This is a genomic window from Pseudomonas sp. RIT-PI-o, from assembly GCF_001297215.1.
Taxonomy (GTDB): domain Bacteria; phylum Pseudomonadota; class Gammaproteobacteria; order Pseudomonadales; family Pseudomonadaceae; genus Aquipseudomonas; species Aquipseudomonas moraviensis_A.
On the sequence record NZ_LHPA01000024.1, the window covers coordinates 283,447 to 297,130 of the forward strand.

13 protein-coding genes, 4 tRNA genes and 1 pseudogene are annotated in these 13,684 nt (G+C 60.5%); 10 read left to right on the forward strand and 8 right to left on the reverse strand.

The window, feature by feature from the left end:
- Positions 1 to 35: 35 nt before the first annotated feature.
- Positions 36 to 1,052: an outer membrane protein assembly factor BamD gene (locus AEQ63_RS16435; RefSeq protein WP_064364119.1), complete on the reverse strand. Its 1,017-nt coding sequence runs from the start codon at positions 1,050 to 1,052 to the stop codon at positions 36 to 38.
- 151 nt (positions 1,053 to 1,203) lie between these two features.
- Here AEQ63_RS16435 and rluD point away from each other — a divergent pair, with 151 nt between their 5' ends.
- The 9 genes and pseudogenes from rluD to AEQ63_RS29320 all read left to right on the forward strand — a co-directional run bounded on the left by rluD (position 1,204) and on the right by AEQ63_RS29320 (position 8,083).
- Complete coding sequence (gene rluD, locus AEQ63_RS16440; RefSeq protein WP_042610487.1) at positions 1,204 to 2,166, forward strand: 23S rRNA pseudouridine(1911/1915/1917) synthase RluD; 963 nt, start codon at positions 1,204 to 1,206, stop codon at positions 2,164 to 2,166.
- Positions 2,163 to 2,885 carry a peptidoglycan editing factor PgeF gene (gene pgeF / locus AEQ63_RS16445; RefSeq protein ID WP_064364120.1) on the forward strand — a complete coding sequence of 241 codons (723 nt, stop codon included), beginning with the start codon at positions 2,163 to 2,165 and terminating at the stop codon, positions 2,883 to 2,885. Before rluD ends, pgeF begins: the two co-directional genes overlap by 4 nt.
- A gap of 131 nt (positions 2,886 to 3,016) precedes the next feature.
- Positions 3,017 to 5,581: an ATP-dependent chaperone ClpB gene (gene clpB, locus AEQ63_RS16450; protein WP_016773142.1), complete on the forward strand. Its 2,565-nt coding sequence runs from the start codon at positions 3,017 to 3,019 to the stop codon at positions 5,579 to 5,581.
- 297 nt (positions 5,582 to 5,878) lie between these two features.
- A tRNA-Asn gene (locus AEQ63_RS16455) sits at positions 5,879 to 5,954 on the forward strand.
- Between the two features lie 9 nt (positions 5,955 to 5,963).
- Positions 5,964 to 6,040: transfer RNA gene (locus AEQ63_RS16460), tRNA-Pro, on the forward strand.
- A gap of 5 nt (positions 6,041 to 6,045) precedes the next feature.
- Positions 6,046 to 6,121 (forward strand) — tRNA-Lys (locus AEQ63_RS16465).
- Between the two features lie 97 nt (positions 6,122 to 6,218).
- A tRNA-Pro gene (locus AEQ63_RS16470) sits at positions 6,219 to 6,295 on the forward strand.
- A 162-nt stretch (positions 6,296 to 6,457) separates the two neighbouring features.
- A pseudogene (locus AEQ63_RS29315) lies at positions 6,458 to 7,228 on the forward strand (MCP four helix bundle domain-containing protein); the annotation flags it as partial.
- Positions 7,220 to 8,083 (forward strand): methyl-accepting chemotaxis protein, encoded by an 864-nt coding sequence (locus AEQ63_RS29320; protein WP_442965715.1) that lies wholly within the window; start codon positions 7,220 to 7,222, stop codon positions 8,081 to 8,083. The pseudogene AEQ63_RS29315 and the gene AEQ63_RS29320, both read left to right, overlap by 9 nt.
- 246 nt (positions 8,084 to 8,329) lie before the next feature.
- On the opposite strand, the gene AEQ63_RS16480 is transcribed toward AEQ63_RS29320, so the two are convergent.
- From AEQ63_RS16480 to AEQ63_RS16495, 4 genes are all read right to left on the reverse strand, one after another.
- Positions 8,330 to 9,628 (reverse strand): NAD(P)/FAD-dependent oxidoreductase, encoded by a 1,299-nt coding sequence (locus AEQ63_RS16480; RefSeq protein ID WP_016773144.1) that lies wholly within the window; start codon positions 9,626 to 9,628, stop codon positions 8,330 to 8,332.
- Between the two features lie 63 nt (positions 9,629 to 9,691).
- Entirely contained in the window at positions 9,692 to 9,865 is a 174-nt protein-coding gene (locus AEQ63_RS16485) for a DUF3094 domain-containing protein (protein WP_007909875.1), read from the reverse strand.
- Positions 9,866 to 9,915: 50 nt separating this feature from the next.
- A complete protein-coding gene (locus AEQ63_RS16490; protein WP_064364122.1) occupies positions 9,916 to 10,443 on the reverse strand; it encodes an MOSC domain-containing protein in 528 nt (175 codons plus the stop codon).
- Positions 10,440 to 11,066 carry a DUF1780 domain-containing protein gene (locus AEQ63_RS16495; protein ID WP_007909887.1) on the reverse strand — a complete coding sequence of 209 codons (627 nt, stop codon included), beginning with the start codon at positions 11,064 to 11,066 and terminating at the stop codon, positions 10,440 to 10,442. The genes AEQ63_RS16490 and AEQ63_RS16495 overlap by 4 nt, the downstream gene beginning before the upstream one ends.
- A gap of 189 nt (positions 11,067 to 11,255) precedes the next feature.
- On the opposite strand from AEQ63_RS16495, the gene AEQ63_RS16500 reads away from it, so the two are divergent.
- Positions 11,256 to 11,945, forward strand: coding sequence for an energy-coupling factor ABC transporter permease (locus AEQ63_RS16500; RefSeq protein WP_064364123.1), 690 nt, complete (start codon positions 11,256 to 11,258; stop codon positions 11,943 to 11,945).
- 49 nt (positions 11,946 to 11,994) lie between these two features.
- On the opposite strand, the gene yacG is transcribed toward AEQ63_RS16500, so the two are convergent.
- The 3 genes from yacG to AEQ63_RS16515 are packed head-to-tail and all read right to left on the reverse strand — an operon-like array spanning position 11,995 to position 13,684.
- Positions 11,995 to 12,195 (reverse strand): DNA gyrase inhibitor YacG, encoded by a 201-nt coding sequence (yacG, locus tag AEQ63_RS16505; protein WP_016773149.1) that lies wholly within the window; start codon positions 12,193 to 12,195, stop codon positions 11,995 to 11,997.
- Positions 12,192 to 12,815 (reverse strand): dephospho-CoA kinase, encoded by a 624-nt coding sequence (gene coaE / locus AEQ63_RS16510; RefSeq protein ID WP_042610481.1) that lies wholly within the window; start codon positions 12,813 to 12,815, stop codon positions 12,192 to 12,194. The genes yacG and coaE overlap by 4 nt, the downstream gene beginning before the upstream one ends.
- Entirely contained in the window at positions 12,812 to 13,684 is an 873-nt protein-coding gene (locus tag AEQ63_RS16515) for a prepilin peptidase (RefSeq protein ID WP_064364124.1), read from the reverse strand. The genes coaE and AEQ63_RS16515 overlap by 4 nt, the downstream gene beginning before the upstream one ends.

Here is a 13,684-nt window from a genome sequence, read left to right on the forward strand (position 1 = left end):
TCCGCAGATCTCCCTTTTTCGTACAACCGGTGTGATCAGTCGAACACGCCGAAGGTCATGTAGCTGAACCACGAGCGGTCGGTGTCGCTGGATTCCGGCTCTGGCTCTTCGATCACGTCGCCATTTTCGTCTTTAGGCTTGAGCTCGTTCGGGATCGCGTCTTTCGCGTCCTGGAACTGCTTCTGCACGTCCTGGTTGGCGCGGGTCTCGCCCGGCGGCAGCGGTGGACGGGATTCGATCAGGCCCAACGTCGCCTTGCTCAGGAACGAACGGTTGTCGGCTTCGGCTACGCGTGGCACGAACTGGCCGTCCTGCAGGTTCGGGTGATCCGGGTAGTTGAGTTTCAGGGTTTCCAGACTGGTCGCCGCCAGATCGTCGAGGTGCAGACGCTGGTAGGCTTCGGTCATTACCGCCAGGCCGTCGCCGACCGAAGGGGTTTCCTGGAAGTTTTCCACCACGTACTTGCCACGGTTGGCAGCGGCTACGTAAGCCTGACGGGTCAGGTAGTAGTCGGCCACGTGGATTTCGTAGGCGGCCAGCAGGTTGCGCAGGTAGATCATGCGCTGCTTGGCGTCCGGCGCGTAGCGGCTGTTCGGGTAGCGGCTGGTCAGCTGCGCGAACTCGTTGTACGAGTCGCGGGCGGCGCCCGGGTCACGCTTGGTCATGTCCAGCGGCAGGAAGCGCGCCAGCAGGCCGACGTCCTGGTCGAACGAGGTCAGACCCTTGAGGTAGTACGCGTAATCCACGTTCGGATGCTGCGGATGCAAACGAATGAAACGCTCGGCGGCAGACTTTGCAGCTTCCGGCTCGGCGTTCTTGTAGTTGGCGTAGATCAACTCCAGCTGAGCCTGATCGGCGTAGCGACCGAACGGATAACGCGACTCCAGAGCCTTCAGCTTGGCTGTGGCGCTGGTGTAGCTGTTGTTGTCCAGATCAGTCTGAGCCTGCTGATACAGCTCGGCTTCGCTGAGGTTTTCGTCTACGACTTCCTTCGATGAGCAAGCAGCGGTCAATGCGAGGATGGCGATCAGCAGCAGGTGTTTCACTTGCATGGCGGCTTGCGTCCCTATGACGGCCGCTGTCTTGGGCGGGGCCGTCCTGTTATGATGAGCGCCCCGTTGAAAAGCCTCGGGGCAAAAGACGCCGTATTTAACCACAAGCGCGCAGCCGAAACCAAAGGCTGTGCCGACGCCCAGTCCGAGCATGTCCGATAAAATTGAACTTCGCGCAGAGGTGCCGTCCGAATTGGGCGGCCAACGCCTCGATCAAGTCGCCGCCCAACTCTTCGCTGAGCACTCACGCTCGCGCCTTTCCGCCTGGATCAAAGAAGGTCGCCTGACTGTGGACGGGGCGGTGATCCGCCCGCGCGACATTGTGCATGGCGGTGCCATCCTTGAGCTGACTGCCGAGCAGGAAGCCCAGGGCGAGTGGATCGCCCAGGACATCGAGCTCGATATCGTCTATGAAGACGACGACATCCTGGTGATCAACAAGCCTGCAGGCCTGGTGGTGCACCCGGCTGCCGGTCACGCCGATGGCACCTTGCTCAACGCTTTGTTGCACCATGTGCCGGACATCATCAATGTCCCGCGTGCCGGTATCGTGCATCGACTGGACAAGGACACCACCGGTCTGATGGTGGTGGCCAAGACCATTCAGGCGCAGACCAAGCTGGTCGCGCAATTGCAGAGCCGCAGCGTCAGCCGCATCTACGAATGCATCGTGATCGGCGTGGTCACCGCCGGTGGCAAGATCAACGCGCCGATCGGTCGTCACGGCCAGCAGCGCCAGCGCATGGCAGTGATGGAAGGCGGCAAGCCTGCCGTCAGCCACTACCGCGTGCTCGAGCGTTTCCGTTCCCACACCCACGTGCGTGTGAAACTGGAAACCGGTCGGACCCACCAGATCCGCGTGCATATGGCGCACATCAACTTCCCGTTGGTCGGCGACCCGGCGTACGGCGGGCGTTTCCGCATTCCGCCAGCGGCCAACCCGACCATGGTCGAGTCGCTCAAGCACTTCCCGCGTCAGGCCTTGCACGCGCGCTTCCTTGAACTGGATCACCCGACGAGTGGTGAGCGGATGAGCTGGGAATCGCCGCTGCCGGAAGATTTCGTCTGGCTGCTGACTCTGCTCAAGCAGGATCGCGAGGCCTTCGTCGGATGAACTGGCTGACGCCGGACTGGCCTGCGCCGGCCAGCGTCAGGGCCTGTGTCACCACCCGCGAGGGCGGTGTCAGTGAGGCGCCGTTCGACAGCCTTAATCTGGGCGATCATGTCGATGATCGTCCTGAGGCCGTTGCCGAGAACCGTCGGCGTCTGACCGAGCACTTTTCTATACAGCCTGCCTGGTTGCAGCAAGTGCACGGGATAGCCGTAGTTCATGCTGATCCGGGCGTTGTTGCGACGGCAGATGCCAGTTGGACGGCAACGCCGGCTATTGCCTGCGCGGCGATGACGGCAGACTGTTTGCCGGCATTGTTCTGCGATCGTGCCGGCACGCGTGTCGCGGCCGCTCATGCCGGTTGGCGTGGTCTGGCGGCGGGCGTGCTTGAAGCCACCCTCGACAGCCTCGATGTTCCTGCTGACGAGGTACTGGTCTGGCTCGGCCCGGCCATTGGCCCCAAAGCCTTTGAGGTCGGTCCGGAAGTACGGGAAGTCTTCATCAATCAACTGCCTGAAGCAGCAGAAGCGTTCGTACCGAGCAACAATGCCGGCAAGTTCATGGCTGATATCTATCTGCTGGCGCGCCTGCGTCTGGCTGAACGGGGTGTCACGGCTGTTTATGGTGGCGGTTTCTGCACCGTGACCGATCCGCGCTTCTTTTCTTACCGCCGTGCGTCGCGCACCGGTCGGTTCGCTTCATTGATCTGGCTCACCCGCTAGACTTGCCTGACCTGCATCAACTCTCCGACGCTTGAATCTCCCAGAATCGACCGCATCTACAGTGGTATCTGGCAGGTTTCTTTATTCAGGATGGTTTCTTAGGTCCGGCCTGCTCAAAAGGAAGGTGACCCATGCGTATAGACCGTTTAACCAGCAAATTGCAGTTGGCCCTGTCCGACGCCCAGTCGTTGGCGGTTGGCCACGATCATCCGGCCATCGAGCCGGCGCACTTGATGCAGGCCATGCTTGAACAGCAGGGCGGTTCGATCAAGCCGCTGCTGATGCAAGTAGGCTTCGACGTCAACAGCTTGCGTAAAGAGCTGACCAAAGAGCTCGACCAATTACCGAAAATCCAGAACCCGACCGGCGACGTGAATATGTCGCAGGATCTGGCGCGCCTGCTCAATCAGGCTGACCGTCTGGCCCAGCAGAAAGGCGACCAGTTCATCTCCAGCGAACTGGTGCTGCTCGCCGCGATGGACGAGAACAGCAAGCTCGGCAAGTTGCTGCTCGGCCAGGGCGTGAGCAAGAAAGCCCTGGAAAACGCGATCAATAACTTGCGTGGCGGCGAAGCGGTGAATGACGCCAACCACGAAGAGTCGCGGCAGGCGCTGGACAAGTACACCGTCGACCTGACCAAGCGCGCCGAGGACGGCAAGCTCGATCCGGTGATCGGCCGTGACGACGAAATCCGTCGGACCATTCAGGTTCTGCAACGCCGTACCAAGAACAACCCGGTCCTCATCGGTGAACCTGGCGTGGGTAAAACCGCGATCGCTGAAGGTCTGGCCCAGCGCATCATCAATGGCGAAGTGCCGGACGGCCTCAAGGGCAAACGCCTGCTGTCGCTGGACATGGGCGCACTGATCGCCGGTGCCAAGTATCGCGGTGAGTTCGAAGAGCGCCTCAAAGGCCTGCTCAACGAACTGTCGAAGCAGGAAGGGCAGATCATTCTGTTCATCGACGAACTGCACACTATGGTCGGCGCCGGTAAAGGCGAAGGCTCGATGGACGCCGGTAACATGCTCAAACCCGCGCTGGCCCGTGGCGAGTTGCACTGCGTCGGCGCGACCACGCTCAACGAGTACCGCCAATATATAGAGAAGGACGCGGCGCTCGAGCGGCGTTTCCAGAAAGTCCTGGTGGACGAGCCAAGCGAAGAAGACACCATCGCCATTCTGCGCGGCCTCAAGGAACGTTACGAGGTTCACCACAAGGTGGCGATCACTGACGGCGCGATCATCGCCGCGGCCAAGCTCAGCCATCGCTACATCACTGACCGGCAGTTGCCGGACAAGGCCATCGACCTGATCGACGAAGCCGCCAGCCGCATCCGCATGGAGATCGACTCCAAACCGGAAGTACTCGATCGTCTCGAGCGACGCCTGATTCAGCTGAAAGTGGAATCCCAGGCACTGAAGAAAGAAAGCGACGACGCGGCGAAGAAACGTCTGGAAAAACTCCAGGAAGAAATCGAGCGTCACGAGCGTGAGTATTCCGATCTGGAGGAAATCTGGAATTCGGAAAAAGCCGAGGTGCAGGGCTCTGCGCAGATTCAACAGAAGATCGAACAGTCGCGTCAGGAACTGGAAGCGGCGCGCCGCAAAGGCGACCTGAACCGCATGGCCGAGTTGCAGTACGGGGTGATCCCGGATCTGGAGCGCAGCCTGCAGATGGTCGACCAGCACGGCAAGAGCGAAAACCAGTTGCTGCGCAGCAAGGTGACCGAGGAAGAGATCGCCGAAGTCGTGTCGAAGTGGACCGGCATCCCTGTGTCGAAAATGCTCGAAGGCGAGCGCGACAAGCTGATGAAGATGGAAAGCCTGTTGCACAAACGGGTAATCGGTCAGGAAGAGGCGGTCGTGGCCGTGGCCAACGCCGTGCGGCGTTCCCGCGCCGGGTTGTCCGACCCGAATCGTCCGAGCGGCTCGTTCATGTTCCTCGGCCCGACCGGTGTCGGTAAAACCGAGCTGTGCAAGGCGCTGGCCGAATTCCTCTTCGACACGGAAGAGGCGATGGTGCGGATCGACATGTCCGAGTTCATGGAGAAACATTCCGTGGCTCGTCTGATCGGTGCGCCACCGGGCTACGTCGGCTATGAAGAGGGCGGTTATCTGACCGAAGCGGTGCGTCGCAAGCCGTATTCGGTGATCCTCATGGATGAAGTCGAGAAGGCGCATCCGGATGTGTTCAACATCCTCCTGCAAGTGCTCGAGGATGGCCGTTTGACCGACAGTCACGGGCGTACGGTGGACTTCCGCAACACGGTGATCGTGATGACGTCCAACCTCGGCTCGATGCAGATCCAGGAGCTGGTCGGTGATCGTGAAGCGCAGCGTGCCGCGGTGATGGACGCGCTGACGTCGCACTTCCGGCCGGAGTTCATCAACCGCGTCGACGAAGTGGTGATCTTCGAGCCGCTGGCACGCGACCAGATCGCCGGGATTACCGAGATCCAGTTGGGTCGTCTGCGCAGTCGCCTGGCCGAGCGCGAGCTGAAGCTGGAGCTGAGTCCGGAGGCGATGGACAAGCTGATCGCCGTCGGTTACGACCCGGTGTATGGCGCGCGTCCTTTGAAACGGGCGATCCAGCGCTGGATCGAAAACCCGCTGGCGCAGTTGATCCTGTCGGGGCATTTCATGCCGGGCGACACCGCCACTGGCAAGGTCGAGAACGACGAAATCGTTTTCGGCTAAGCCTCAGCGGCAATGAAACCGGGAAGGCCTCGCATTGCGAGGCCTTTTTTTCGCCAGGCTGTTGAACTCAAAGGAAAAGGCTTGTAAAGTGCGCCCCGCAGTCAGTCACCGGCAGCGTTTCAACCCACCGGGTTGGAATCTGAAATAAGTTGCAAATCATTAACTTGAAAGCAATTTAGGGGGTTGACAGAGGTGTTCTAGGTTGTAGAATAGCGCGCCTCAGACACACGAACGCAGCGATGCGAACGGGTGGCGAGAAGCAGCAAGGCTTCACCGTTGTAACTTGAAATATGTAGTTCCGTGATAGCTCAGTCGGTAGAGCAAATGACTGTTAATCATTGGGTCCCAGGTTCGAGTCCTGGTCACGGAGCCAATTTCAAATCGGGGTATAGCGCAGTCCGGTAGCGCGCCTGCTTTGGGAGCAGGATGTCAGGAGTTCGAATCCCCTTACCCCGACCATATTTGGGTCGTTAGCTCAGTTGGTAGAGCAGTTGGCTTTTAACCAATTGGTCGTAGGTTCGAATCCCACACGACCCACCATTTTTGAAACCAGTTAGCGCTGGGATCGAATCTTAAGATCAGAGGCCAAAAGCGCTGATCGAAGAAGGCGATCTTTGAAAGGTCGCCTTTTTTTTACCGGGGTATAGCGCAGTCCGGTAGCGCGCCTGCTTTGGGAGCAGGATGTCAGGAGTTCGAATCCCCTTACCCCGACCATATTGAAAATCCTCGTATCGAAAGATACGGGGATTTTTTTTGCCTGCCGAAAGGCGAATCCCTTCAAGTCGTCATACAACCTGCCGATAGCCCGCTAACACGAGGGGACTGCCAACGCTTCGCCCCTTGAATCTGGCCATTACAAGAATAAGGGCGTTCGTCATGTTGCTTCGTCAGTTGAATATTGCTCCCCGGGCTGCCCTGGGATTTGCCCTGATCGCGGTGTTGGTGGCCTTGCTCGGCGTGTTTGCGCTGGGGCAGATGTCGAGCATTCGCGACAGTGAGGTAGCGGTGGAGAACCGCTGGTTGCCAAGTATTCGTGGCGGCGACGAGATCCGCGAACTGATGCTGCGCATCCGCACCATTTCCCTGCGCATGGCGCTCGATCAGGATCCGGCCAACATCGCCACCTATCGCGGCCAGATGGACACCCGCGACAAGGAGCTGAGCGAGAAGATCGCCGCCTACGACAAACTGGTCGACACTGCCGAGGGTCAGCAGCTGTATGACCAGTTCAAGAAAACCTTCGCCGCCTATCGCACCGGCATTGCCCAGTCATTCACTCTCGCCGAGCAAGGCAAGCGTGACGAGCTGACCAAATTGCTGCTGGTCGACATGAAGACCGTGGTCGACGGCTCCGGCAAGCAACTCAACGATCTGGCCGATCTGTTCGCTCGGCAGGTCGCGGCTGAAAGCGAGAAGTCCGCCGCGCATTACGAAACCTCGCGGACAATCGTAACCCTGTTCATCGCCCTGGCAGCACTGGCCACGGTGGCATTGGCGATGTTGCTCACACGCAGTATCGTGCGCCCGCTGAGCAGCGCCGTAAGCGCCGCGGAAAGCGTCGCGCAGGGCGATCTGACCCGCCCCATCGAAACCCATGGCAACGATGAAGTCAGCCGCTTGCTCAAGGCCCTGGCGACGATGCAGCAAAACCTGCGCGAGACCCTGCAAGGCATCAGCGGCTCTGCCACGCAGTTGGCCACCGCCGCTGACGAACTGAGCGCCGTCACCGTCGACAGCACCCAAGGCCTGCAGCAGCAGAACAACGAAATCGAACAAGCCGCCACGGCGGTCAATCAGATGACCGCTGCGGTGGAGGAGGTCGCGCGCAACGCGGTGTCGACGTCCGATGCCACGCGTCAATCCAGTCAGTCGGCGCAGTTGGGCCAGGAGCGCGTCAGCGAAACCGCCAGCGCTATCAGCGCCTTGGCCAGTGATGTGCAGAACACCGGCGAATTGGTGCAGTCGCTGGCCAATCAGTCGCAAGACATCGGTAAGGTTCTGGACGTGATTCGCGCCATCGCCGAGCAGACCAATCTGCTGGCGCTCAACGCGGCCATTGAAGCGGCACGCGCGGGTGAAAGCGGTCGAGGTTTTGCGGTAGTGGCCGATGAGGTGCGCGCACTGGCGTATCGGACCCAGCAATCGACGCAGGAAATCGAGCAAATGGTGCAAGGCATGCGCAGCGGCTCGAGCCTGGCGCTGGATTCAATGCAGGCCAGCGCTTCCCGTGCGGCGAGCACGCTGGTCCTGGCTGAGCGGGCGGGTGAGGCGCTGGTCACCATCACAGCTTCGGTGCACGAGATTCACGAGCGCAACCTAGTCATCGCCAGCGCCGCTGAAGAACAGGCGCAGGTGGCGCGGGAGGTGGATCGCAATCTGGTGAATATTCGTGATTTGTCGGTGCGTTCGGCCGCAGGAGCCGATCAGACCAGCGCGTCGAGCCATGAGCTGTCGCAACTGGCCAATGCCCTGCAAGGCATGGTGCGACGCTTCCAGCTCTGATGAACAGAGATCAATTGTAGGAGTGAGCCTGCTCGCGATAGCGGTGGTTCAGGCATTGCATGAGTGAAGGATAGATCGCCATCGCGAGCAGGCTCACTCCTACATATATCGTGGTTGTCTGCTGAATTGCGCACAACACAAGACAATGTGGGAGCGAGCCTGCTCGCGAAGGGGCCGGATCATTCAACGACAGTCTTGACTGACCCACCGCTTTCGCGAGCAAGCTCGCTCCCACAGGTTTGCGCTTTAGTGCAGTTTCAGACGCGGCTCGGTACCACGGCCAATCTTGCTGCCCAGCATCAGCATCGCCGTGCGGAACGGGCCGTAAAGCGCCATCTGGTGCATGCGGTACAGCGACACGTAGAACATCCGCGCCAGCCAGCCTTCAAGCATGACGCTGCCGGTCAGGTTGCCCATCAGGTTACCCACAGCAGAAAAACGCGACAGCGAAATCAGCGAGCCGTAGTCGGTGTACTTGTACTCCGGCAGGGTCTTGCCTTCGATGCGCAGTTTCAGCGACTTGGCCAGCAGCGACGCCTGCTGGTGCGCAGCTTGTGCACGCGGCGGGACGTTGCGATCGGTGCCCGGCTGCGGGCAGGCCGCGCAGTCACCGAAGGCAAAGATGTTTTCGTCGCGGGTGGTTTGCAGGGTTGGCAGTACTTGCAGCTGATTGATGCGGTTGGTTTCCAGACCGTCGATGTCCTTGAGGAAACCCGGTGCGCGAATACCGGCGGCCCAGACTTTCAGGCTGGCCTTGATCTCGTTGCCATCGGCGGTGATCAGGCTGTCGGCGGTGACTTCGCTGACCGCGGCGTTGGTCATCACATTGACCCCGAGCTTCTCCAGGGTCTTGTGTACCGGCCCGCTGATGCGCTCTGGCAGGGCAGGCAGCACTCGCGGGCCGGCTTCGATCAGCGTGATGTGCATGTTTTCAGGTTTGATCCGGTCCAGACCATACGCCGCCAGTTCATGGGCGGCGTTGTGCAGCTCGGCCGCCAGTTCCACGCCTGTGGCGCCGGCGCCGACGATGGCCACGCTGATCTGCTCGACCACATCGGTCTGCCCGGCGTGGGCGCGCAGATAGTGATTGAGCAATTGCTGATGGAAGCGCTCGGCCTGTTTGCGCGTATCGAGGAACAGGCAGTGCTGCGCCGCACCCTGGGTGCCGAAATCGTTGGTGGTGCTGCCGACGCTGATTACCAGCGAGTCGTAAGCCACTTCACGCGCCGGCACCAGCTCGACGCCGTTTTCGTCGTAGGTGGCGGCCAGCTGGATTTTCTTCTGCGCGCGATCGAGCCCGCTCATGCGCCCGAGCTGGAACTCGAAGTGGTTCCATTTCGCCTGGGCGACATAGTTGAGTTCGTCTTCGGAAGAGTTCAGGGAACCGGCAGCGACTTCGTGCAGCAGCGGTTTCCAGATGTGGGTCAGGTTCGCGTCGACCAGCATGACGCTGGCCGTGCCGCGTTTGCCCAGAGTCTTACCCAGACGGGTAGCCAACTCCAGACCGCCGGCGCCGCCGCCGACAATGACAATACGATGGGACATAGGGATAACTCGCAAGGTTTTTAAAGGAAATCGGTGCGGTTACCCGAGGGAGCGCAAGGCAGCTCATAACGTCAGGTAACTGATAAATCGGCTCAACAGGCCCAGACCAATGGTCACCGCCAGTACCAGCACCAGGAGCATCCACGGCCGGAAAGGCCGGCGCTCGACACGGTGTTGGGACAGTTGCAGGTACTCTTCGACATGCTTTTGGTCTTCGGGGTTCAGGCGGCTGGTCATATTTGCCTCGTCAGGTAGACGTTACTGAATGAGCAGAAGCTACAGCGGTGTCAGCCGGGGTGGAACGGCGCATAGCCGCTGTCCGGAACCGGTTCGACGCGTACTTCATCGTCGAGGCGAATGATGCCGCTTTGTAACACTCGGGCGGTGATCCCGCCATGCCCGCGCACGGCTTGAAAAGTGCCCGGACCGAGATTGTTCTGCAAACGTGCGCAGGGCTGACACCAGCCAGTGGTTTCGAGTATCGCCTGCCCGATGCGAAAGCGCCGCCCCTTCAGGCTAAACAAATTGATTCCGCTTATAACGAGATTGCGCCGCATATCTTCAGGCCCGATCGGTTGATCGTCGGGACGGCCCATCAAGGCGTTGATCACCGCCAGGTGTTCCCATTGAATCAGCGTCACCTGACGCGCGTTGCGCACGCCCGGTCTGGCGTGGTCGCCGGTGAGTCCGGCTTCCAGTCGCGCCTCGACCGCGTCGAGCTCAAGCATCGGCCCACGCGACGCCGGACGCACGCCGATCCAGCGCACCCGACCTGTTTGCGGTACTTCGGCGATCAACTGCTGCAGCGGCGTCACAGACTGATGCCCACGTCGAAGACGATGCTGCGGCCAAGGTTGCTGCGCAGAAAGTCCGGTGCGTCGGGGTGGGCGAACAGCACCCTGGCGAACGTCGGGCCGACCAGTGACAGCGAGCGCCAGCCCTGGCGCAGGTATTCGGTCGGTGGCGGGAAATGACTGTTGAGGTCCAGCACTTCGCGTTTGAGGCTGGCGAAGGCGATGATGTCCAGTTCACCCAGATCCATGCCGCGTTCCTTGTAGTTGTGCGCCTTCTTGCGCAGGGTCGGCGCCAGACGCAGGAGAAATTCATTGGCCGGGATGCGTTTCGGCTTGGCTTCGCGGCGCACCAGTTGGCTCAGGGAAAACGCGCTGCGTCGGCGCTGCAATTCATCGCGCCATTCATCGTTGAGGCGACGGCCTTCGTCGAGGACGAAAAAAACTTCGAAGTTGGCATCGCGGAACAGCACGTCCGGCGGTTCACCGGCCGGCGCGAATTCGTCGGCACGGTAGGGGATGTTCAAGCCTTGCAGCAGGCGCTGGCAGACCCAACGCTCACGCTCCCATTTGCGGGCATTGGACAGGAACGCGTTGGCTTGCTCGGCCGCGATGGTCAGCAGGCGTAAATAATCTGAATCATCCATAAGCCCAAGCTTAGCGTCCAAATGCGACAGGCAGATAGCTTTGCATTGGCCCAGATATAAACGTCGTGCGATTGCGCCCTTGTAGGAGCTGCCGAAGGCTGCGATCTTTTGCTTTTATAAACAAGATCAAAAGATCGCAGCCTTCGGCAGCTCCTACAAAAAGCGTGTCGAGTAGCAGGTGAGGGAATCATGATCGGTGCCGAACTGCTTTCAACGGCAAGCCTGACGCTCGGCTGGCTGATTTATCTGCCGGTGCTGCTCTGGGCGATCATGCGCGCGCCGTGGGTCGAACTGTTCAGCGACAGTCGCCGTCAGCACTTGCTGTTCGGCACGGTGTTCGCGCTGTTTCTGCTGTGGCTGGTGCGCAGGGATTTCGATACCGGGGTGTCCTATCACTTCATCGGCATGACGGCGGTGACGCTGCTGCTCGATTGGCCGCTGGCGATCGTCGGCGGGCTGGTCGCGCAGATCGGTCTGGTGTTGGTGGGCCGTCAGGATCTGGCTGCGGTCGGCATCAATGGCGCGTTGCTGATCCTGTTACCGGTATTGATCACCGAATGCGTGGCGATCCTTGTCGAGCGCGCGCAGCCACGAAACCCGTTCGTTTACATCTTCTGTTCCGGCTTCTTTGCCGCCGCGTTGTCGGGCCTGTTGTGCCTGATCCTGAGCCTGACGCTGCTGTGGTACGACGGCCTGTTCGCCATGCCGGAGTGGCTGGAAGATTTCGTCGGCTACCTGTGGCTGCTGCTGTTTCCCGAAGCTTTCATCAACGGCATGGTGGTCAGTGCGTTGGTGGTGTTCTGCCCGGAGTGGCTGGAGACCTTCAACCGCACCCGCTACCTCTCGGCACCATGGAAGGATGACGATCCGAAGTCTTGATCCACATCGAACCGCCATGCTCGCGGGCTTATGCGACCCCGATCAGCGATCAGTGACGCGGATCGAAATCGCCGGAAAACAACTCGTCTTCGGCGTCAGGGGCGACCGGAATCTTGTGCTCTTCCGAGGCCCAGGCGCCGAGGTCGATCAGTTTGCAGCGATCAGAGCAGAACGGACGGAATTTGTTCGCCGGGGTGAATTCGACGGGGGCCCCGCAGGTTGGGCATTCAACGGTTGGGATCTGGCTCATGCTTGGCCTCCGGATAAAGTCAGATAAAAGTGATGCAGACGCTCGACCTCGCTGTGCAGCCAGGCGAGGTCGCGGTCGTTGACGATCACGTCGTCGGCACGGCTCACGCGGTCTTCACGGCTCGATTGCGCCTTGAGGATCGCTTGCACTTGTTGTTCGCTGGTCTGGTCTCGCTGCAGGGTGCGTTCGATCTGCAGTTGCTGTGGCGCATCGATGACCAGGATACGTTGGGTCATCGCGTATTGCCCGGACTCGATCAGCAACGGTGAAACCAGAATCGCGTAAGGCGATTTTGCCTGCGCCAGATGATGAGCGATTTCTTCGCCGATCAACGGGTGCAGCAGCGCTTCGAGCCAACGCCGTTGTTCAGGGTCTTCGAAGATCAGTTTGCGCAGAGCGGCACGGTCGAGTGTACCGTCGGCCTGCAGCACGCTGGGGCCGAAATGTTCGGCGATCTTCGCCAGCGCCGGACGTCCCGGCTCGACCACCCAGCGCGCGGCGTGATCGGCATCCACCACATGCACACCGAGGTCGATGAAGTGCTGGGCCGCCGCGCTTTTGCCGCTGCCGATGCCGCCGGTCAGGCCGAGAATCCAGGGTTTTTCCACAGGGGTATTCATTTCAAACCGACAGACTGCCAATAGAAGTCGGTTATTTGACCACCCCAGAGCAAGGCAATCCAGCCGGCAATTGCCAGAAAGGGCCCGAACGGGATCGGCGTCGAGGTTTCCTGGGCGCGCAGACGCAGCATGACGACGCCCAAAATCGCCCCCACCAGCGATGACAACAGAATGGTCAGCGGCAGAACCTGCCAGCCACCCCATGCACCGAGCAAGGCCAGCAGCTTGAAATCGCCATGGCCGATGCCGTCCTTGCCGGTGAGTAACTTGAACAGCCAGAACACCGACCACAGCGCCAGATAACCCGCGACCGCGCCCCACAGCGCGTCGGACAACGGCACGAATACGCCGAAGCTGTTGACGATCAGCCCCAGCCACAGCAACGGCAGCACCAGCACATCGGGCAGCAGTTGATGCTCGCAGTCGATCAGGCTCATCGCCAGCAAGCCCCACGTCAGCAAGATCAGCAGACCCGCCGGCCAGCCGAAGCCAAGGTGCCAGGCGATGAAGGCCGAGAGCAGGCCGCAGGCCAGCTCGGTCAGCGGGTAACGTCTGCTGATCGGTGCCGAGCAGGCCGAGCAGCAGCCGCGCAGCACCAGATAACTGAGCAGCGGAATATTTTCCCAAGGGCGGATCCGGTGTCCGCAATGCGGGCACGCGGAATGCGGCAGCATCAGGTTGTAGGTCGGCGCAGGTGTTTCAATGGGCAGGCCGAGCACATCATGGGCCTGCTGGCGCCAGTCGCGCTCGAGCATTTTCGGCAGACGCCAGACCACCACGTTGAGGAAGCTGCCGACCACCAGACCAAGCAGCAGCGCGGTGAGCACAAAGGCCAGCGGGGACACGGCAAACAGTTCGTCGATAGGCAT